We start from the raw sequence: 21027 nt of genomic DNA on the forward strand, positions 1-21027 counted from the left end.
AGTGCCCCACCATGAACTCCCTCATTGCAAACGCTGGCCCATCAGCCCACACCTCCAGGGGCGCGGGCGGATTCACGGCGATTGAACTGATAGTCACAGTGGCCATCATGGCGATTCTGGCCGCATTGGCCATTCCCAGCTTCAAGCCACTGGTGGATCGCTGGCGGGTACGCGACGCGCTGGAGGCTATGCAATCCACCTTGTTTCTTGCGCGTTCCGAGGCCATCAGGCGTGGGGGGCGTATTGCCATACAGAAGCTGCCCAAAACAACACCAGGCTGCACACTGGCGAGCACCGCCGAAGAATGGGGCTGCGGGTGGTTCGTATTTGCCGATGAAAACAGCGACGGCAAATGGCAAGCCACCGAAGAACGCCTCCGCACGGTTGCAACCCCTGCAAACACCAACGTGATCCACAAGGGTGGCGGTCAAAGCATCAAGGTCGATCGCTACGGAATGATGAGCGGCCTCAACGCAAAGGGCTTTATTTTTTCTCCAGAACCTGAAGGCATTTCTTCATCCGCGACGCAGGGACTTTGCATGAGCTCCGGCGGCCGCATTCGTGTCTCCAAGGAAGTTCCATGCACATGACATCTCATCTCCAGCGTCGGGCCCAAAAAGGCTTCAGTCTTATTGAATCCTTGGTGTCCATTGTCATCATGGCCCTTGGCATCCTTGGCATCGTGGGTGTACAAATGCGCACCCTGGCGGACACACAAACCGGCGTTCGCCGCGCACAGGCGATTCGCTTGGTGGAAGACCTGAGCGAACGCGCCAAAGTCAACCCCAATGCACTTGCCAACATCGCGCAGTATGTCAAAGGCTTTGGCGCACCAGGCGCACCGCCCGTCAATTGCAAGTCGGGCGTGTGCAATTCAGAGCAACTGGCCCAATACGATATCGCTGTCTGGAAACAAGCAGTAGCCGATACCCTTCCGCTGGGCGATGCTGCGGTCTTTCTGTCTGCGGACGAAGCCACCCCTGCCAACCGCAGGCAACTGGGCGTCATGATCAGTTGGCGCGAAAACGAAAGTGATGCCGCAGCCGCTGCTGTTTTCACTCCCGACAATACCGGCGCCGCGGGCATCTCCTGCCCTGCCAACCGTATTTGTCATTTGCAATACATACAACTGAATTCGCGGTGCACGATATATACCGCAGGCGGACCGGGACAGAACAAGTATTTTTGCCCCACTGCCAAATCAGATCTCATGTGACCAGATTCTTGGAATATTCACGGAAGTAGTGCGTTCGGAGTAGTTTTTATGATTCACCATAATCCCATCTCGCCTGGCCCGGGCAGGCAAGCTGGCGTCACACTGATCGAACTGATGGTGGGCATCGCCATCGGTCTCCTGACCATTGCGGTGGCCATCGGAGCACTGATGGTATCCAGGGGTGTTTCAGGAACCGTGTCAGATGCCAGCCAGATTCAGCAGCAGGCGTCGTACGCGTTTCGCGTGATCGGGCAACAACTTCGGCAGGCTGCCTCAATACAACTCAACCTTGCGGTGCAAAAGGTGCCAGGAACTCCCATCGAGGCCACAGATGTAGTGGCATTTACACCAGACCCAAGCATTACTGCCCCTATTGGTGGAAAAGACAGCCCCACAACCGGTGAATACAAGCTATCGGTTGCATACCAAAACTATACGGAAGCCAGCTTTACGTCGGCTTCGGATGTGTCGCTGTTTCGTGATTGCCTGGGAAGCAATCCATCGCCAACCGTCGTGGTAAGCCAGTTTGTTCTTGAAAACAATGAACTGCGATGCGCAGGCGCAGACAACACCGCGCAATCTGTGCTGCGCAACGTTGCCGATTTCTACGTCCGATATCTTGTTCAGACCGGAGGCGCAACGGGTCAACCGACAATTCAATATGTTGATGCCGCCACCGCCGGGGCTGATTGGTCCGGCGTATTTGGAGTGGAAGTTTGCTTGGTACTTTTTGGCGACGAGCCCATTTCTCTGCCGGATGGCGCCACCTACAACGGGTGCGACCCCGCTGCGGGGCCGATCAACATGAGCAATACGGGCACCCTCGCCGCAAACAGAAAAAACCGTTTACACATGCCGTTTCGCAACGTGTATCAACTGCGAAGCCAGGGCCTGGCTGGCTGAACCTCATGGAACATACCATGCACTACATCAACGCATCCAGACCAAAGCAAAGTGGCGTCTCGCTATTGGTGGTCATCGTTTTGGTCATGCTCTCCATGCTTCTCGCGTTGTGGGGATCACGCACCGCGCTTTTCAACGAACTGATCGTTGGCAACGATGCCGATTACCAGCGCGCCTATGAAGCAGCGCAGGCCCTGTTGCAAGACGCCGAGTTCGACATCCAGGGCACCCGGTCAGATGGATCACCCTGCGTTCCCGGGGGGAGCACGGACATCTGCCGAGCAGGCACCAGCGTTTGGTATCCCGTGGAGGATAAGGAAACCTTCATCACACTGATACCCACCTTGGAAGCGGCCATCAGCACCAAGGGCTGCATCAAAGGCATTTGCGCCAAGCGCACCGACAAGCAGGACTTCTGGAACGACAAAACCACACTGGACGCCATGTTGCCCGAAGGTGCCAGGTACGGCCAGTTCACTGGCGCAGAAGTGGGCACAGGTGCCAGCAAAGCCAGCCATCCCATTCTGAAGAACACCACCGCAGGCCAAGGGGGCTGGTACTGGGTCGAAGTACTTCCCTACGACAGTTCCGCCGGAAACTCCAGCCTGATGTCGGGTGGTTCAACCAAGTTGGGGCTGAATCTCAAGCCCAATGTGGCCTACCGCATCACCGCAGTGGCCCGAGGGCTCAAAGCCAATACACAGGTGGTCTTGCAGTCCACCTATGTCCGTCAAAAACTCAAGAACTGAAGGAGCCAGTCATGAAGAAAACCGTTGCATTCAAGCGCACCTTCCTCAGCTTGCTGGTAGGCACGATGGGCTCGCCCCACATCCTCCAGGCGGCCCCCCTCGATCTGGTTCAGTACCCAGCTGGCTCTGCCAGCGTGGAGCCGGCCCCCAATGTCATCGTGTCCGTGGACGATTCCGGCAGTATGGGCACTGCGGGCATCACAGCACTGAAGGACGCTCTTAAGACCACGTTCAGTGCCAGCAACGTGCCCGATGGGCGCATTCGATTGGCTTGGCAGTCGATGAACCGCTGCAGCGGCATTCCCAATGCATCAAGCCCCTGCTCAGGCAACAACACCATGAAGTCGCTGGGAGGCACGCACCGCACCAATTTTTTGACCTGGGTGGACACCCTTACCGCCAGCGGCTGGACGCCCTCCTTTCCCATGGTAAGAGCGGCAGGAGAGTATCTGCGTACCACCGGCGCCAACAGCCCCTGGAACAAGACCCCCGGCACGGTAGACCCTTCTCCCATGACCTGCAGAAAGGCCTACCACATCTTCATGACCGACGGAGAGTGGAACGGCGCCAACGGCACTGCAGCCTTTGCCGATGCGGATCGCATGACGCAAGTGCGTATTCTCAACGGTGCCAATGCCAACCTGGACGGTTCCCCATGGACATTGCCGGACGGCAAGGCTTACAGCCCCACTTCAGACCAAACGCGGGTGTACCGCGACAATTGGGGCTATGCGAGCTTTACTGCCCAAAGAAGAACGCGCGCTTGCAGCTCCTGCGCCTGGACTGCGTGGACCGACTACACCGACAACAACGGCATGAACACCTTGGCCGATCTGGCCTTCCGCGACTGGGCCACAGACCTGCAACCCGGCATTGCCAATGAAATGGTGCCCATCATCAACAAATCGGGGGATGAAACCTTTGGTTCCGGGCTTTCTGCCACCACCCTGCAAGAGTACTGGAACCCCAAGAACAACCCGGCCACATGGCAGAACATGGTGACCTACAGCATCGGTTTCAACAATGCGGCCAATCTTTCCATTCCATCGGGCACCGCAGGCGACTGGCCGGCATTTGCCAGCACGGGCGCCATCGATGAAAGAACCCATGCAGGAGACTTCTGGCGGATTGTGACCGGAGAGAAGCAATGGCCTACGCCGTTCTGTGGCACCAGTGGCAACATGCCTTGCGAAAGCCAGCGCAACACCAGCCTGCTGGAAGAAAACCGACTCAACAACCCCACAGCCCGTAACGAGTACACCGATGGCTTGATCAGCCGGGCCCGCATGTACGAGCTGTGGCACATGGCCATCAATGGCCGCGGCAAGTTCATGCCGGCAACCAATTCCACGGAACTGGCAACCGCCTTCAAAAAGATTCTGAACCAGATCATTGAGGACACCTCGACGCCCATTACAGGCTTCGCAAGTTCATCGTCCACGTTTGCGCGCTCCGACGTCGGGGCCTTTGTTTCCGGGTACGATGCCAACGGCTGGAAGGGTTTTGTGCGCTCCGACAGAATCGCCAAGACCACCGGTACGCGCAGCGCCAATCCGGATTGGGGCATCAAACCAGCAGCCCCTCCCAACGACCGCGTCACCACCGCCGACAAGCTGGACGCCCTGACGGCCGCCGACATCACCAGCCGAGTGATACTCACTACCAACGACAGCACCAACAAGGGCGTGGTGTTCGAATGGGAGGCAGGCACCACCAAACTCAGCACCACTCAGAAGAACCTCATGAAGGACGGAGGCACGGACGAATGGGGCGAAAAGCGGGTGAACTTCATCCGCGGCGACCGCACTTTTGAGGGCACCACGGCTGCGGCGCCCTTCAGGGTTCGCACTTCACGCCAGGGCGACATCGTGAACTCCGGTATCTGGTATGTCGCCGAGCCTTCCAGTGGTTTCAGCCTACCAGGGTACTCACTGTTCACCAAGAACTTCAAGAACCGCAACCCCATGATCTACGTGGGCGGCAACGATGGAATGTTGCACGGGTTTTCAGCCAAGGATGGACAGGAACGTCTGGCCTTTGTACCCAAAGGCGTGATCGCCAATTTGCCAGAACTGAGCAAGCCTGGCTACAACCACCGTTATTACGTGGACGGATCCCCCTACACCGGTGATGTCAACTGGGGTATCACTGGCTCGCCGGATTGGCGTACCCTGCTTGTAGGCAGCCTTGGTGCCGGCGGAAAAGGCTACTTCATGCTCGACGTGACTCGCCCTGGAAGCACCGATGGGAGCATTGTCAACACGTTCACCAAAGCCAATGCCGCTAGTTTGGTGGTTCTGGATCAAACCTGGCACAAGGACGACACGGTCGCCAACACGCCAACGAACCCGGAAGCGGATATTGGGCACATCTTTGGTGAACCCGTGATGGATGACACCAATGCCTACAAGGTGACCCAGATCACGCGCATGAACAACGGCAAATGGGCAGTAGTCATGGGCAACGGATACAACAGCAAGAATGAGAGGCCCGTTCTTTTGATCCAGTTTGTGGACGGAGCCACAGGTGACTTTTCCCTACAGCGTATCGTGGCAGCAAGCACAGGTACCAATGCCACTGCCAACGGGCTGTCAGCCCCACGGCTGGTGGACATCAACTCGGACGGCATGCCTGACCTTGCGTATGCAGGTGACCTGAAAGGCAACCTCTGGAAATTCGACCTTTCGTCGGCCAGTACCAGTGATTGGGGCGTGGCTTTCGGCGGCAGCCCCCTGTACACCGCTGCATACACATCCGGCGGCAGCACCTCTCCTCAGCCCATTACCACCGTACCTTCTGTCCGACCCAATGACCGCTATCTGTCGGATGGCACCCCCGTTGGGGGAATGATGGTTGCATTCGGCACCGGTCGAAACGTCACCGAGGGTGATCGTACTGATACGTCCAAACAAACCATCTATTCCGTGCTTGACAACACACGTTACAAGCTCATCAAAACTGGCCCCAACAAGGACAAGATCGAAATAGACACTGCCGTCACGCCAACTGTGGTGGGAACCGGCACTGCCCAGTTGGTGGAGCAGAAGATCACCGGTGGCAGCAAGGTAGGCTCTGGTATCAGCTCCGGCCGCTCTTTCTGGGAAATGACCCAGAATGCCGTGGACTTCAGTGCCAAGAAGGGTTGGTACTTCCACCTGCCTGAAGAAGGCGAGCGACTGCTCAAACCCATGATTTTTCATGACAACAGCAACATGCTGATGGCATGGACCCAGATTCCGGCTTCTGGCGGAAACACGCTGGAGGAAACCTGCAAGCCCTCACCCAAGGAAGAAAAGCAATTCCTGACGCTTATGAACATCGTTGATGGCAAGCGCGCCAGCGTGCAGTTGCTGGACAAGGATGGAGATACGTTCTACAACGACTCGGACGATAAAGTGTCGCGCCAGACCACCCCCAAAGGCAGCAAGAGCATCATGCAAACGCCCGATGGAAAGACCGACATCACCAATGCCGATGGGACAAAGGATGCACCCATTGCACCCATGCCCGAGTCGCCCATGCGCCCGAGCTGGCGCCAACTGCAATGATCCGCAACTGAATCAGGAGCCAAGATTTCATGCAAAAAAAACACCAGGGTTTCACGCTCATCGAGTTGATGATCGTGGTGGCGGTGGTTGCCATCCTGACTGCCATTGCCTATCCCAGCTACAACGAGTACATCCGCCGCGGTCACCGGGCAGAAGCCAGGGCAGGTCTTCTTCAGGCGGCCCAATGGCTGGAACGGGCCGCCACGGCCACTGGCACCTATCCTCTGACTGCAGCATTTCCCGCCAATCTAAAGGCCATTCCCAACAACCGATACGACATCAGCGTCGTTTCAGACGGTGCCACATTCACCCTGACTGCGACTCCCAAGGCAGGCCAAACTGGTGACAAATGTGGCAACTACACGCTGACCAACACCGGGCTGCGTGGAGCCAATGGAACAACCACTGGAGATATCGTGACTCAGTGCTGGGGCAAATAGCCCTCAACCATCCGTTACCATCCAGGGCGCCATGACAACACCAGCGCCCCCCATGACCCGAGCGCTTGGGCTAGCCGCCCAGGCGCTTTTTCTTTCCAACCCCAACCCCCGTGTAGGCTGCGTCATCACCGCGCCCGATGGGCAGGTGCTGGGTGAAGGTTTTACCCAGCAGGCTGGCGGCCCGCATGCCGAGGTGATGGCGCTGCGTGATGCCGAAGCACGGGGCAACAATGTACGAGGTGCCACGGCCTGGGTCACGCTGGAGCCGTGCGCTCACCAGGGGCGCACCGGGCCATGTTGCGATGCGCTGATTGCCGCAGGCATTGGCAAGGTCATGGCCAGCCTGGAAGACCCCAACCCCCTGGTAGCGGGCCAGGGCTTTGCCCGGCTGCGTGCCGCTGGGGTGACCGTGGAGGTGGGCCAGGGTGCTGCACAGTCGCGCGAGCTGAACCTGGGTTTTTTCAGCCGCATGGTGCGGGGCACACCCTGGGTGCGGCTCAAGGTGGCAGCGTCGCTGGACGGCACCACGGCACTGCACAACGGCGCCAGCCAATGGATTACATCAGATGCGGCGCGGGCCGATGGACATGCCTGGCGCGCCCGTGCATGTGCTGTGTTGACGGGTGTAGGCACGGTGCTGGCAGACCACCCGCGACTGGATGTGCGCGCTGTGTCCACGCCACGCCAGCCCCATGTGGTGGTGCTGGATAGTCACTTGCAGACGCCGCCAGATGCTCCTATTTTTATATCTGGTCGCGCTTGCTGGATATACGCTGCAGGCCAATTTGATACCGACGCAGACCGTTCCGCCTTTGCCACCCGCCGCCAGACCCTGGAGGCACGCGGCACCGCGGTGGCACTGCTGCCTGGTGCCGATGGACGGGTGAACCTGAAGGCCGTTTTACACGACCTGGCTCGCCGTGGCGTGAACGAGCTGCATGTGGAGGCAGGGCACACGCTCAATGGCGCCTTGCTCGACGCCGGGCTGGTGGACGAATTATTGCTGTACCTGGCGCCTACCCTGCTCGGCCCAGGGCGCGGCATGGCGGACCGTGCGCCATTGGCCGATCTGGCCCAGGGCATCCCCCTGGAATTTGGGGCCGTGCAAGCCGTAGGGCCTGACCTGCGCGTGCTGGCCCGCGTCAACGGACGCGACCGGTTTTGATCGAAAAGCCTGCCACAATCCACACCATGTTTACTGGAATCATCACCGGCACGGGGCATATTGCCGCCGTGCAACCCTTGGGCGAATCTGCCACCCACGGCAAGCGGCTGAGCGTGGTCCCACCCGCTGGCTACCTGGACGATGTGGGTTTGGGCGATAGCATCGCCCTCAACGGCGCCTGCATGACGGTGACCGGCATGGACACGGCACGCACCACCTTCACCGTGGACATTTCCGCCGAGTCACTGGACAAGACGACCGGGCTGGATCAGTGTGGCCCCATCAACCTGGAAAAAGCCCTGCGCGCCAATGACCGCCTGGGCGGGCATCTGGTGTCTGGCCATGTGGACGGTATCGGCGAGGTGACCCACTTCGCGCAGGTAGGTGAGAGCTGGGAGTTGCGTGTGCTGGCCCCGCAAGCCCTGGCACGCTTCCTGGCGACCAAAGGCTCCATCACAGTCAACGGCGCGAGCCTGACCGTCAACCGCGTGGCTGATTTGCCCGAGGGCTGCGAGGTGAGCATCAACCTCATTCCCCATACGGTGCAGAACACCGCGCTGGGTCACCTACGCAACGGTTCCAAAGTGAATCTGGAGATCGACCTGATCGCGCGCTATTGCGAACGGATGCTGCATTTGGAGCCGCGCCAGCCAACACGCTGAGCCAGCACCCCAAAACAAAAGTCTCTTGAAACAGAAAGGCCCCCGTGATTTCCCACGGGGGCCTTTTATTTTTGATTGCTATTTTTTAGATAGCCAATGTTCTAGTGTTTATGGGGTGGCTGATGGGACTCGAACCCACGACGACAGGAATCACAATCCTGGACTCTACCAACTGAGCTACAGCCACCGTAGAGCCTGAAATTATAACTCGAATTTCAGGCCTTGCTTCAATTCTCCGTACTTGTTTGTGATGATGGGCGAGGAACCTTGATCTGCGCCTGGTAGCGGGATTTCAGGGTTTCATAGTAGGCCAGCCCTTCTGCGCTAGACCACCACTGGGTGTATTGCTGACGCATCTGCGCAATGAGTTGCTGATCGATGCCGTCACTTGGCATGATGCGAATGACCTTGAGCACAGCGTAGCCCGCCGACCCCAGATCCACGCCCGTCCACAAGGGCAGCGCATCCGGTTTGGCGGAAAGTACGGCATCAACGATGGCCCGCGATTGGCCTTGCGCTTGGTCACGCGAGAGCACGATGGGTGCTGCAAGCCCAGTTGCCTGTGCTGGCTTTTCTGCCCAAGCATCACGCTTGGCCTGACCTTCCTGGCGGGCAAGCTCCGCAGCCTTGTCGGCCACAAAACGTTGACGGACCTGCGCCTTGACTTCGTCATAGGCCTGGACTCGTGCACTTTGGTGCTCGATGACGCGGGCAGCGGCCATTTGGTTGGAGCCCAGTTCCACCGCCTCGGTATTGCGTTTGCTCTGCAAAGATTCCGACGCAAACAGTGCCTCCAGTAATTTGGGGTTGGCCAACGCGCCCACCACATTCGGCTGAGGAATACGGGTCACCCCTTGTGCCGTCTGGATCTTGAGCTTGAGCTTGTCGGCCACAGGCTGCAGGCTGTCGGCTTGTTCATACACGGTGTTGGCAAAAATCTCTGCCGTTTCAGCGTATTTGCGCTGTGCTTGCTGCTGCTTGAGCTCTGCTTCCAGCTTGGGGCGCAGTTCCTCGAAGCTGGGCTCACGAGCCGCTTTGATATCTGCCAATTGGATGATGTGGTAGCCAAAATCGGTTTCCACCACATCACTGATGGCGCCCTTGGCCAGCCCAAATGCAGCTTCCTCAAAGGGCTTGACCATGGCTCCCCGGGCAAAGAACCCCAGGTCTCCCCCTTGCGGCGCGGAACCTGGATCCTGCGAGTGCTTCTTGGCAAGCGCAGCAAATTCGGCAGGGCTCTTGCGCAACTGCTCCAACAGTTCCGCAGCGCGGGCCTTGGCCTTCTCACGCTCTGCAGCCGGTGCGTCCTTGGCAGCGGCAATCAGGATGTGGCTCGCACGACGCTCTTCCCTGCCCATGTGGCGCGAGAGATTTTCCTTGTAGTAGGTCCGCAGATCGTCTTCGTTGAGGGTGATGCCTGCTCGCACCGAGTCGATATCAAACACCACGTATTCGATGCTGACCTGCTCGGGCAGCTGGAAAGAGCTGCTGTGCTTCTGGTAGTAGGCCTGAAGCTCTTCGTCGGTGGGACGCACCTTGGCTTCGTAATCTGCCGCCTTGAAGAGCGCCACCTGCACTTCACGTCGTTGGAACAGCGGATCGATCGCAGCCATTCCTTGCGATGAAGTGGCAAAACTGCTGCCCACCACGCCGCCGAGCACCTGGTTCAAGGACAGGTTGCGCCGCATCGAGGCCTCAAAGCCTTCGGGCGTCATGCCCTGGGTGGCCACCAGTGCACGGTAGCCCTCGGCATCAAGGCTGCCATCGGGCTTGCGCAAGGCTGCGATCTGTGGAATCTCCTGCAGGCTGCGGGCGAGGCGAGCATCGGTGGTCACCAGGTGCATCTTTTGTGCAGCCACCTGAAGCACCCGATCACGCACCAGTTTTTCCAGCGTGGCGTAGCGGGCCTGGGGCGTATCCAACAGCTTGGCATCCATCTGGGGCTGCTCGCTGCGCTGGCGATCCGATTCAACCTTGTGGGCATTGTCCCAATCGTTTTGCGTGATGTCCTGGCCATCCACCCGCGCCACCACGGGGCTGCTGCCAGAGAAGTAGCTGGAATCAATACCCACCAGCACGAACGAGGGGATGATCAGCAAGAGCAGCAAGAGCATTGCGATCTTGGTGTTCTTGCGGATGGATTCGAACATGGTCAATCTTTCTGAGACATAAAACAAAAGGCGAACTTCCGTTCGCCTTTGCATCAGTGGTGGGTGCTGACGGGGTCGAACCGCCGACCTACGCCTTGTAAGGGCGCCGCTCTACCAACTGAGCTAAGCACCCACTGAATATCCGATGGTCAGTTCAGGGCGTCCTTGAGGGCTTTGCCCGGGCGGAACTTTGGCACCTTGGCAGCCTTGATTTTAATCGCAGCGCCCGTGCGGGGGTTGCGGCCAGTGCGTGCAGCGCGCTTGCCCACAGCAAACGTGCCAAAACCGACGAGCGACACCGTGCCGCCTTTTTTCAGTGTCTTCTTGACCGCTTCGATCGTGGATTCCAGTGCCCGCGCAGCGGCTGCCTTGGAGATATCGGCATTGTTTGCAATGTGCTCAATCAGTTCGGTTTTGTTCACAAGAAGCCTCTCGGGAATGTGGTTGGGTTGTCTCTGTGCTTATTCAACTCGCCCAGCCCGGCATGCGCTGGGGGCGGGTGGCTGGCGCTGGCAGCTGGCACTGCCACTCTCGATTAAAGCCATCGACTCTCCGGGTGTCAATACAACACGCCGGATTGCAACGGCGCGACAGGCGATTCTAGTCGCATTTGCGCCTGCATACGAACCAAACAGCCGCATTTTTGCCATTGCAGACCTTACGCATCTTTACCGATTGACAGGCACCCGCAAAGACGCACCAACAACCCACTCAGTCTTTGACGCGGGCACGGATTTCCGGCAGCGCCTTTTGCAGGTAGTACACCATGGACCACACCGTGAGCACAGCTGCAAGCCAGATCAGCCAAGTGCCCCACACCCCTGTATCGACGAGCCCCCATACGTGCCCGTCGTACAACAGGAAGGGGATGGCCACCATCTGGACCGTGGTCTTGACTTTGCCCAGCATGTGCACGGCCACGCTCTTGCTGGCACCGATCTGCGCCATCCATTCACGCAGGGCCGAAATGGCGATTTCGCGGCCGATGATGATGAGCGCCACGAACACATCGGCGCGCTGCAAGTGCACCAACACCAGCAGCGATGCACAAACCAGAAACTTGTCGGCCACAGGGTCCAGAAATGCACCAAACGACGAGGTCTGGTTGAGCTTGCGCGCAAGGAACCCGTCGAGCCAGTCCGTGGCCGCAAACACAACGAACATCAGCGCGGCGACGAGGTTTCGCGTGGGTTCGTCCAGCGGAGCGTAGAACACCCCGACGATCAAGGGGATCGCGACAATGCGCGTCCAGGTCATGAGGGTGGGAATGGTCCAGAACATGGCGCGATTGTGTCATGCCCTGGATGCGGCAGACACCTGCGGACCTCCTCCATCCACACTCAGCGCAAAGCGCGGTAGATTTCCTCGGCCAGTTCGCGCGAGATGCCTTCCACACTGGCCAAGTCCTCCACGCTGGCGTCCTGCACGCCACGCACGCCGCCAAAGCGCTGTAGCAAGCGCGCGCGTTTTTTCGGGCCGATACCGGGGATGTCTTCCAGCCGACTGCCGCCCACGCGTACCTTGGCGCGCGCTGCGCGCATGCCGGTGATGGCGAAGCGGTGCGCCTCGTCGCGGATCTGCGCCACCAGCATGAGTGCGGCCGAATCCCGGCCCAGATAGACCTTCTCGCGCCCATCGGCAAACACCAACTCCTCCAGCCCCACCTTGCGCCCCTCGCCCTTCTCCACGCCGACGATGCGCGCCAGGTCCAGACCCAGTTCGGTAAACACGTCGCGCGCCATGGCGACCTGGCCCTTGCCACCATCGACCAGCACCAGGTCGGGGAGCCGCGCCTGGCCGGCAGCGGGCTCGGCGCCACCAGCCTCGCGCAGGGCCTGCGCCACCTTGGCGTAGCGGCGCTGCAGCACCTGGCGCATGGCGGCATAGTCGTCGCCGCCGGTGATGCCTTCGATCTTGTACCGACGGTACTCGCTGCCCTGCATCTTGTGGTGGTGGAACACCACGCACGAGGCCTGCGTGGCCTCGCCCGCCGTGTGCGAAATGTCGAAGCACTCGATCGTGAGATCGTCCAGGTCTTCCTGCGGCAAGTCCAGTGCCTCGGCCAGCGCCCGCGTGCGCGCCTGCTGCGAGCCCTCCTCGGCCAGCAGGCGTGCGAGCTGCAGGTCGGCATTCTGGCGTGCCATGTCGAGCCAGGTGCGGTGCTGCCCGCGCGGCTGGTGCACCACGCCCACGCGCTGGCCAGCCTGCTCCGTCAGCGCCTGCGCCAGCGCCTTGTCCACCGGCTCGCTGGCGATCAGCAGGGGCGGAACGGGCACGCCGATGTAGTGCTGCGCGATGAAGGCCTCCAGCACCTGCTGCTCCACCGCCGGGGGCGCAGCCGCAGCATCCTCGGCGGCATAGACACCTGCGGCATCCTCCACATGCACCGGGAAGTAGGCCCGGTCGCCCAGGTGGCGGCCGCCGCGCACCATGGCCAGGTTCACGCAGGCGCGGCCACCCTGCACGCGCACGGCAAGAATGTCCACGTCCTTGTCCGAGGTGGTTTCCACCGCCTGCTGGTGCAGCACGCGCGAGAGCGCCGTGATCTGGTTGCGCAGCTCGGCCGCCTGCTCGAACTCCAGCCGCTCGGCGTGGGCCATCATGCGCGACTCCAGCTCCTGCAAGAGCGCCTGGGTTTCGCCGCGCAAAAGCGCCTCGGCGTGCGCCACGTCGCGGGCATAGGCCTCGGGGGCGATCAGGCCCACACAGGGCGCGGTGCAGCGCTTGATCTGGTAAAGCAGGCACGGCCGCGTGCGGTTGGCAAACACCGTGTCCTCGCAGGTGCGCAGGCGGAACACCTTTTGCAGCAATTGGATGGTTTCCTTCACCGCCCAACTGTTCGGGTAAGGCCCGAAGTAGCGGTGCCGCTTGTCGATGCTGCCCCGGTAGTAGGCCATGCGCGGAAAGCGCTGGAGTGCCGCCTCGCCCTGCCCGTCCTTGGCAGCCACGCCGGTGATCTTGAGGAAAGGGTAGCTCTTGTCGTCGCGGAACAGGATGTTGTACTTGGGGTTCTGCGACTTGATGAGGTTGTTCTCCAGCAGCAACGCCTCGGCCTCGGAGCGCACCACCGTGGTCTCCAGGCGCACGATCTTGCCCACCATGTGGCCGATGCGCGTGCCCCCGTGCTGCTTGGTGAAATAGCTCGAAACGCGCTTCTTGAGGTTGCGCGCCTTGCCCACGTAGAGCAGCGCGCCCTCGGCGTCGAAATAGCGGTACACGCCAGGCAGGGGTGGCAGCGCGGCCACCTGCGCCAGCAGTTCTTCGGAATGCCCTTCTTGCATGGCGCTATTGTGCGCAGACAATGCGGGCCATGCGCTTGCAAACCCTTCCCACCCCGCTGCAATGGGACATCTTCTGCCGCGTGATCGACAACTTTGGCGACATCGGCGTGTGCTGGCGCCTGTCCGCCGACCTGGCAGCACGCGGCCAGCAGGTGCGCCTGTGGGTGGACGACGCTTCGGCCCTGGCCTGGCTGGCGCCGCAAGGCCACCCCGGCGTGCAGGTGCGCGCCTGGGGCAGCCTGCCCGCTGCGCACGAGCCCCCCACACAGGTGCTGGTGGAAGCCTTCGGCTGCGAGATTGCTCCTGAATTCATAGCTAACAGCGCCCGTATTTCAAGCGCCAAAGGCGAAAAATACCTGTGGATCAACCTCGAATACCTTTCGGCCGAGGCCTATGTGGAGCGCTGCCACCGGCTGCCCTCGCCCGTACGCGAAGGTGCGGCACTGGGCGAGGTGAAATGGTTTTTCTACCCTGGCTTCACCCCGGCCACTGGCGGCTTGCTGCGCGAAAACGGGCTGTTGGAACGCCAGGCCGCCTTTGACACCGCCACCTGGCGCGCGGCCCAGGTTCCCGGCACGCACGGCGATGCCGCCAACGCTTGCTGGATCTCGCTGTTCTGTTACGAGCCCCCCGCCCTGCCTGCGTTGTTGCAGCAGTGCATGCAGCGCCCCACGCGGCTGCTCGTCACACCGGGCCGGGCCACGGCCGCCACGCAGGCCGCGTTGAAAACTTTGGATCAAAATGACCCGCAGGGCTCACCAGATAAGCGCGGGCAGCCATCGATTTCATACCGCAAAACCTGCCCCCAAGCGGCCTTTGACGAGATGCTCTGGGCCTGCGACCTGAACCTGGTGCGCGGTGAAGATTCGCTGGTGCGCGCGCTGTGGGCCGGCCGGCCGCTGGCCTGGCAGATTTACCCGCAGCACGACAACGCGCACCACGACAAGTTGCACGCCTTTCTGGACTGGCTGCAGGCGCCCGAATCGCTGCGCCGCTTCCACGCCACCTGGAACGGCCTGGACAACGCGCCCCTGGTGCTGCCCGACAAAACCCTGCTCGCACAATGGGCAGCCTGCGTGCAGGCTGCGCGCGCGCGCCTGCTGGCACAGGACGACCTGGTGACACAAATTTTGGGGTTCGTGCAGGAAAAACGGTAAAATCCAAGGCTTTGCGCAAATCGGCAGGCGCTTTTACAGCGGCCGCCACAGCGCATTCCCGCCGCGGAACATGCATCGGCACGGCAGCCCCCTGGGCTACAGGCCCGCGCATTGAGCGGCCCCAACCCCAGGCAACATGCTATGAAAATCGCTCAAGAAATCCGCGCCGGCAACGTCATCATGCACGGCAAGGATCCCATGGTCGTGCTCAAGACCGAATACGCACGCGGTGGCCGCAACGCCGCCACCGTGCGCATGAAGCTCAAGAGCCTGATCGCCAACTTCGGTACCGAAGTGGTGTTCAAGGCCGACGACAAGATGGACCAGATCATTCTGGACAAGAAGGAGTGCACTTACTCCTACTTCGCCGACCCGCTGTACGTCTGGATGGACGCCGACTACAACCAGTACGAAGTCGAAGCCGAAAACATGGGCGACGCCCTGAACTACCTCGAAGACGGCATGGCCGCCGAAGTGGTGTTCTACGACGGCAAGGCCATCTCGGTCGAACTGCCCACCAGCGTCGAGCGCGAAATCACTTGGACCGAACCCGCCGTCAAGGGCGACACGTCCGGCAAGGTGATGAAGCCCGCCAAGATCGCCACCGGCTTCGAAGTGCCCGTGCCCCTGTTCGTGGACCAGGGCGACAAGATCGAAATCGACACCCGCACCGGCGAGTACCGCAAGCGTGTCTGAAGCAGCTTGGCCCCAGCAAAAAGGCTTCCCGAGGGAAGCCTTTTTGTTTTTGAGCCTTTTGTGGCTCTGGCGCCCGTCCAGCGGGCGCCATAAGCTATCAATTCAATAGCATCAGATGGGCTGCGCCACCAGATCGTGGCCCTGCACGCCAACGATGCGCGCCTTGGTGAATTCGCCCACCTTCAGCTGCTTGCTGATCTTCTCGGGCGGCAGCAACTGCACGGTGCCGTCGATCTCGGGCGCATCGGCATAGCTGCGGCCCACGCCGCCCTTGCGGCCCATGGCGGGGGCATGGTCCACCAGCACCTGCATGGTCGCGCCCACGCGGCGCTGCAGCTTGGCCACCGACACGTCCTCGGCCACGGCCATGAAGCGCGCGCGGCGCTCCTCGCGTTCCTCCAGCGGCAGCATGCCGGGCAGGTTGTTGGCCTCGGCACCGGTCACATCGCTGTAGGCGAAGCAGCCGGCGCGGTCGATCTGCGCCTCGCGCATGAAGTCGAGCAGGTGCTGGAACTCTTCTTCCGTCTCGCCGGGGAAGCCGGCGATGAAGGTGCTGCGGATCACGATGTCGGGGCAGGCCTCACGCCAGCGCTGGATGCGCTCCAGGTTCTTCTCGCCGCTGGCCGGGCGCTTCATGCGCTTGAGCACGTCCGGGTGGCTGTGCTGGAAGGGCACGTCCAGGTACGGCAACACCAGGCCTTGCGCCATCAGCGGAATGATCTCGTCCACGCTGGGGTAGGGGTACACGTAGTGCAGGCGCACCCAGGCGCCGTAGGGTGCGGCCATTTCTCCCAGCGACTGCACCAGCTCCAGCAAGCGCGTCTTGACGGGCTTGCCGTCCCAGAAGCCCGTGCGGTACTTCACGTCCACGCCATAGGCCGAGGTGTCCTGGCTGATGACCAGCAGCTCCTTCACGCCGCCCTCGAACAAGGCCTTGGCCTCTTTCAGCACGTCGCCGATGGGGCGCGACACGAGGTCGCCGCGCATCGAGGGGATGATGCAGAAGGTGCAACGGTGGTTGCAGCCCTCGCTGATCTTGAGGTAGGCGTAGTGGCGCGGCGTGAGCTTGATGCCCGCCTCGCCGAAGGCGCCGGGCACCAGGTCGATGAACGGATCGTGCGGCTTGGGCAGGTGGCGGTGCACGGCATCCATCACATCCTGCGTGGCCTGCGGGCCGGTCACGGCCAGCACGCTGGGGTGCATCTGCTGCACGAAATTGCCGCCGCCATCGCCCGAACGCGCGCCCAGGCAGCCGGTGACAATGACCTTGCCGTTTTCGGCCAGCGCGTCACCGATGGTGTCCAGGCTTTCCTTGACGGCGTCGTCGATGAAGCCGCAAGTGTTGACGATAACCAGGTCCGCGCCCTCGAAGGACTTGGCGGTCTGGTAGCCCTCGGCGCTGAGTTGCGTGAGGATGAGTTCGGAGTCGGTCAGATTCTTCGGGCAGCCGAGGCTGACGAAGCCGACCTTGGGGGGTTGGGTGGGGGAGAGTGCTTCGCTCATCCCCCGTATTGTCCCAGCATTGGAACTTCGGGGCGCCGCCCCCCTGATTTCAGCGCTTGAGGCCAAAGGCGCCGAGCATCTGCTCGGTCTGTTTCTGCATCTGCTCCTGCATCTGCGTGAACAGGGTGCGCGACTGCTCGGTGTAGTTGCCCATCAGCCCCTGCACCATGGGCGACTGCGCCCCCATGAACTTGGCCCAGGCCTCGGGCGTCATGCCCGGCGACTGCTCGGCCAGGCGCGCCTGCATGTCGGTGAACATCTGGATGTTCTTCTCCAGGTAGCTGCCCATGAAGCCCTGCATGGCATGGCCGTAAAAACGGATGATGTTGGCCAGCACCGCCTCGCTGAACATGGGCGCGCCGCCCGCCTCTTCTTCCAGGATGATCTGCAGCAGGATGCTGCGCGTGATGTCCTCGCCCGTCTTGGCGTCGCGCACCACCAGGTTCTCGCTCGCCATCACCAGTTGCTTGACCTCGGCCAGTGTGATGTAGGTGGACGTGGTGGTGTCGTAGAGGCGCCGGTTGGGGTATTTCTTGATCACGCGCTGCGCCGACTTGGCGGCGGATGCGGCTTGGGTTTCTGGCACGGAAGAGGCTCCTCGGGGATGACTGGGCAGCAGTGTTTTGCAGTGCAGCAGATTTTAGAGGGAGCACTCAAGGCTCCATGCAGAGGAATACCCTGAGAACCCTTGCTGCAACGCAGCATCAGTGCAGCCATATCGTGCTACCGTTGGGTCTGTTTATTGCTCACAACGCACCTGAACATGACACCCACCACCGAATGGCTTGAGAACATCACTTACGACGAGCTGCAGGTAGGCCAGAGCGCAAGACTCTTGCGCACCCTGAGCATGGCCGACATCCAGGCCTTTGCAGCCGTTTCTGGCGACACCAACCCCGCCCACCTCAACAGCGACTACGCCAACGACACCTTGTTCCACGGGGTGATCGCGCACGGCATGTGGGGCGGCGCACTGATCTCCGCCCTGCTGGGCACACAGTTTCCCGGGCCGGGCACCATCTATGTGTCGCAGGACCTGCATTTCACCCGCCCGGTGCGCGTGGGCGACACCCTGACCGTGACCGCCACCGTGCTGCGCAAGATCGAGGACCGCAAACAGGTGGAACTCGATTGCAAGGCCGTGAACCAGAAAGGCGAACCCGTGCTGCACGGCTTGGCCCGGGTGCTGGCGCCGCAGAAGAAGGTGCGCCTGCCCCAATCGCACGCGCCGCAGATCCAGCTCTTCGACCCGCAGGCGCGACTGCGCGACCTGCTGGCCATGGGCCAGGGACTGGCGCCAGAGCGCTGTGCAGTGGTGCACCCCTGCGACCCCGAGTCCCTGCGCGGCGCCATGGATGCGGCAGCCCACGGCCTGATCGCACCGGTGTTGATCGCCCCCGAAGCCCGCCTGCGCGCCATAGCCGAACAGGCAGGCATCAACCTGCACGGTGCCGAGATCCTGGCCGTGGAGCACAGCCACGCCGCAGCCGCCAAGGCCGCCGAGCTGGCGGCACTGGGACAGGTGGGCATGTTGATGAAAGGCAGCCTGCACACCGATGAGTTGATGCAGGCGGTGCTCGGGCAGCGTGCATTGCGCACCGGGCGCCGCATGTCGCATGTGTTCCGGTTTGACGTTCCGCTGTATCCCAAGCAGCTGCTGATCACCGACGCTGCACTCAACATCCGCCCCACCCTCGCGGAAAAAGCCGACATCATCAGCAACGCGATCGACTTTGCCCGCATCCTGGGCGTGGAAGTACCGCGCGTGGCCATCCTCTCTGCGGTGGAGACCGTCAATCCCAGCATTCCCTCGACCCTGGATGCTGCAGCCCTGTGCAAGATGGCCGATCGGCGCCAGATCTCAGGCGGCATCCTCGACGGCCCACTGGCCTTCGACAACGCCATCTCGATGCAGGCCGCACAGATCAAGGACATCAACTCACCGGTGGCGGGTCAGGCAGACATTCTGGCCGTACCCGACCTGGAGAGCGGCAACATGTTGGCCAAGCAACTGGACTACCTGGCTGGCGCTTCGAGTTCCGGCATCGTGCTGGGCGCCCGCGTACCCATTGCCCTGACGAGCCGCGCCGAAGGCCCCCAGGCCAGAGTGGCGTCCGCACTGCTGTCGCGGCTGGTGGCACACCACCGCTCCCGCACGGCGGCCAGTGAATCCTCGGTGGGCTGAAGGGCAGCAGCATGGCCATTCTCGCAGTCAACGCCGGCTCTTCCACGCTCAAGTTTTCGGTTCACCCCTTGCAGAACCAGGGGGTCCTCGACCCCGTTCTGATCGGCAACATCCAGGGTCTGGAACCCGCAGGCCAGCCCCGCATGGACTGGATCTGGCAGGGCCAACGCCACCAACGCGCACTGCCCACCGTGGAAGGAACCTCCTTCGAGAGAGCGCTGCACGCGCTGCACGGGTTGCTGGCCGAACTGCCCGCCCTGCCCCCGCTGCGCGCCGTGGCGCACCGCGTGGTGCATGGCGGCCACCAGTACCAGCACAGCGTACGCATCACACCCGAGGTACTGCGTGCACTGGAGCAGCTCAACTCGCTGGCCCCGCTGCACCAGCCGCACAATCTGGCCGGCATCCGGGCCTTCACCGCGGCCTTTCCGGAACTGCCCCAGGTGGCCTGCTTTGACACGGCCTTTCACGCCACGCTGCCGCGCGAGGAATCCCACTACGCACTGCCCCAGACACTGGCGGACCAGGGCGTGCGCAGGTACGGCTTCCACGGGTTGTCGTACCAGTCCATCATGGGCACGCTGCAATCGTGCAGCGCACGGGCCCACGGGCGCACCCTCATGGCCCACCTGGGCAACGGCGCCAGCCTGTGCGCCACCCTACAAGGGCGCAGCCAGGCAACGACCATGGGGTTCTCGGCACTCGACGGGCTGGTGATGGGCACACGCTGCGGATCCATTGACCCCGGCGTACTGCTGTACCTGCTGGAGCAAGGCTGGGACCACGACCGCATTCAGGCCCTGCTGTACCGCCAGAGCGGCCTGCTGGGCGTTTCCGGCATTGCCGCCGACATGCGCACCCTGCGCGCCAGCACCGCGCCTGCAGCGCAGTTCGCCATTGAACTGTTCACACGGCGCGTGGTGCGTGCCACGGGTGAACTCAGCGCCTGCATTGGCGGACTGGATGTGCTGGCCTTCAGTGGCGGCATTGGCGAGAACGACAGCCTGCTGCGCGCCGACGTGGCCCAGCGCCTGGCCTACCTGGGCGTGCGGGTGGATGCCACACTGAACGCACGGCCCGCGCATGGCCATGCAGCCTGGGCCATCCACGCACCGGACAGCGCCGTGGAAGTCTGGGTTGTACCCACCGACGAAGGCCGCGTGGCCGCAGCCGAAGCGGCTGCGCTGGTGCTGTGATGCGGTGATTCAGGACCTGTGGGGTGTGAACAGGCCCACCCCAAAAGCCCAAACAAAAACGGGGTCTGCACGAATGCAGACCCCGGTGTTGGTAGGCGCGATTGGACTCGAACCAACGACCCCCACCATGTCAAGGTGGTGCTCTAACCAGCTGAGCTACGCGCCTGTGTTTGTTC

General features: G+C 61.7%; 18 protein-coding genes and 3 tRNA genes. 12 read left to right on the forward strand and 9 right to left on the reverse strand.

The window, feature by feature from the left end; translation table 11 throughout:
• Positions 1–11 precede the first annotated feature (11 nt).
• Genes MJ602_RS14515 through MJ602_RS14550 form a run of 8 tightly spaced genes read left to right on the forward strand, consistent with a single transcriptional unit; the run spans position 12 to position 8683 of the window.
• On the forward strand, positions 12–590 hold the full coding sequence (locus MJ602_RS14515) for a GspH/FimT family pseudopilin (protein WP_243021538.1): 579 nt from the start codon (positions 12–14) through the stop codon (positions 588–590).
• On the forward strand, positions 581–1216 hold the full coding sequence (gene pilV / locus MJ602_RS14520; RefSeq protein WP_243021539.1) for a type IV pilus modification protein PilV: 636 nt from the start codon (positions 581–583) through the stop codon (positions 1214–1216). Before MJ602_RS14515 ends, pilV begins: the two co-directional genes overlap by 10 nt.
• A gap of 48 nt (positions 1217–1264) precedes the next feature.
• Positions 1265–2119, forward strand: coding sequence for a PilW family protein (locus tag MJ602_RS14525; protein WP_243021540.1), 855 nt, complete (start codon positions 1265–1267; stop codon positions 2117–2119).
• 17 nt (positions 2120–2136) lie between these two features.
• Positions 2137–2868 (forward strand): pilus assembly PilX family protein, encoded by a 732-nt coding sequence (locus tag MJ602_RS14530; RefSeq protein ID WP_243021541.1) that lies wholly within the window; start codon positions 2137–2139, stop codon positions 2866–2868.
• 11 nt (positions 2869–2879) lie between these two features.
• A complete protein-coding gene (locus tag MJ602_RS14535) occupies positions 2880–6416 on the forward strand; it encodes a pilus assembly protein (RefSeq protein ID WP_243021542.1) in 3537 nt (1178 codons plus the stop codon).
• Positions 6417–6445: 29 nt separating this feature from the next.
• Positions 6446–6856 carry a type IV pilin protein gene (locus MJ602_RS14540; protein ID WP_243021543.1) on the forward strand — a complete coding sequence of 137 codons (411 nt, stop codon included), beginning with the start codon at positions 6446–6448 and terminating at the stop codon, positions 6854–6856.
• 31 nt (positions 6857–6887) lie between these two features.
• The gene (ribD, locus tag MJ602_RS14545; RefSeq protein WP_243021544.1) at positions 6888–8021 is read left to right on the forward strand and encodes a bifunctional diaminohydroxyphosphoribosylaminopyrimidine deaminase/5-amino-6-(5-phosphoribosylamino)uracil reductase RibD; all 1134 of its coding nucleotides are present in this window, start codon (positions 6888–6890) and stop codon (positions 8019–8021) included.
• A 26-nt stretch (positions 8022–8047) separates the two neighbouring features.
• Entirely contained in the window at positions 8048–8683 is a 636-nt protein-coding gene (locus MJ602_RS14550; protein WP_243021545.1) for a riboflavin synthase, read from the forward strand.
• A 111-nt stretch (positions 8684–8794) separates the two neighbouring features.
• On the opposite strand, the gene MJ602_RS14555 is transcribed toward MJ602_RS14550, so the two are convergent.
• From MJ602_RS14555 to uvrC, 6 genes are all read right to left on the reverse strand, one after another.
• Positions 8795–8870: transfer RNA gene (locus tag MJ602_RS14555), tRNA-His, on the reverse strand.
• A 40-nt stretch (positions 8871–8910) separates the two neighbouring features.
• The gene (locus MJ602_RS14560) at positions 8911–10833 is read right to left on the reverse strand and encodes a SurA N-terminal domain-containing protein (protein WP_243021546.1); all 1923 of its coding nucleotides are present in this window, start codon (positions 10831–10833) and stop codon (positions 8911–8913) included.
• 57 nt (positions 10834–10890) lie between these two features.
• Positions 10891–10966: transfer RNA gene (locus MJ602_RS14565), tRNA-Val, on the reverse strand.
• A 16-nt stretch (positions 10967–10982) separates the two neighbouring features.
• Positions 10983–11255, reverse strand: coding sequence for an HU family DNA-binding protein (locus MJ602_RS14570; protein ID WP_005793966.1), 273 nt, complete (start codon positions 11253–11255; stop codon positions 10983–10985).
• Positions 11256–11544: 289 nt separating this feature from the next.
• The gene (gene pgsA / locus MJ602_RS14575; RefSeq protein WP_243021547.1) at positions 11545–12114 is read right to left on the reverse strand and encodes a CDP-diacylglycerol--glycerol-3-phosphate 3-phosphatidyltransferase; all 570 of its coding nucleotides are present in this window, start codon (positions 12112–12114) and stop codon (positions 11545–11547) included.
• Positions 12115–12173: 59 nt separating this feature from the next.
• Positions 12174–14114 carry an excinuclease ABC subunit UvrC gene (uvrC, locus tag MJ602_RS14580; protein ID WP_243021548.1) on the reverse strand — a complete coding sequence of 647 codons (1941 nt, stop codon included), beginning with the start codon at positions 14112–14114 and terminating at the stop codon, positions 12174–12176.
• A 29-nt stretch (positions 14115–14143) separates the two neighbouring features.
• Here uvrC and earP point away from each other — a divergent pair, with 29 nt between their 5' ends.
• Both earP and efp read left to right on the forward strand, forming a co-directional pair.
• Positions 14144–15271 (forward strand): elongation factor P maturation arginine rhamnosyltransferase EarP, encoded by a 1128-nt coding sequence (gene earP / locus MJ602_RS14585; protein WP_243021549.1) that lies wholly within the window; start codon positions 14144–14146, stop codon positions 15269–15271.
• 141 nt (positions 15272–15412) lie between these two features.
• Positions 15413–15967, forward strand: a complete 555-nt coding sequence (gene efp, locus MJ602_RS14590; RefSeq protein WP_162016596.1) for an elongation factor P — start codon at positions 15413–15415, stop codon at positions 15965–15967.
• 111 nt (positions 15968–16078) lie between these two features.
• On the opposite strand, the gene rimO is transcribed toward efp, so the two are convergent.
• Together rimO and phaR are read right to left on the reverse strand one after the other, a co-directional pair.
• Positions 16079–17470, reverse strand: a complete 1392-nt coding sequence (gene rimO / locus MJ602_RS14595) for a 30S ribosomal protein S12 methylthiotransferase RimO (RefSeq protein WP_243021550.1) — start codon at positions 17468–17470, stop codon at positions 16079–16081.
• A 49-nt stretch (positions 17471–17519) separates the two neighbouring features.
• The gene (phaR, locus tag MJ602_RS14600) at positions 17520–18056 is read right to left on the reverse strand and encodes a polyhydroxyalkanoate synthesis repressor PhaR (RefSeq protein ID WP_162016598.1); all 537 of its coding nucleotides are present in this window, start codon (positions 18054–18056) and stop codon (positions 17520–17522) included.
• Between the two features lie 177 nt (positions 18057–18233).
• On the opposite strand from phaR, the gene MJ602_RS14605 reads away from it, so the two are divergent.
• On the forward strand, positions 18234–19655 hold the full coding sequence (locus MJ602_RS14605; protein ID WP_243021551.1) for a bifunctional enoyl-CoA hydratase/phosphate acetyltransferase: 1422 nt from the start codon (positions 18234–18236) through the stop codon (positions 19653–19655).
• 11 nt (positions 19656–19666) lie between these two features.
• Positions 19667–20851, forward strand: coding sequence for an acetate/propionate family kinase (locus MJ602_RS14610; RefSeq protein ID WP_243021552.1), 1185 nt, complete (start codon positions 19667–19669; stop codon positions 20849–20851).
• Between the two features lie 89 nt (positions 20852–20940).
• Here MJ602_RS14610 and MJ602_RS14615 read toward each other — a convergent pair.
• Positions 20941–21017 (reverse strand) — tRNA-Val (locus tag MJ602_RS14615).
• Positions 21018–21027: the final 10 nt, after the last annotated feature.

It is taken from the genome of Simplicispira sedimenti (assembly GCF_022760965.1).
GTDB lineage: Bacteria > Pseudomonadota > Gammaproteobacteria > Burkholderiales > Burkholderiaceae_C > Simplicispira > Simplicispira sedimenti.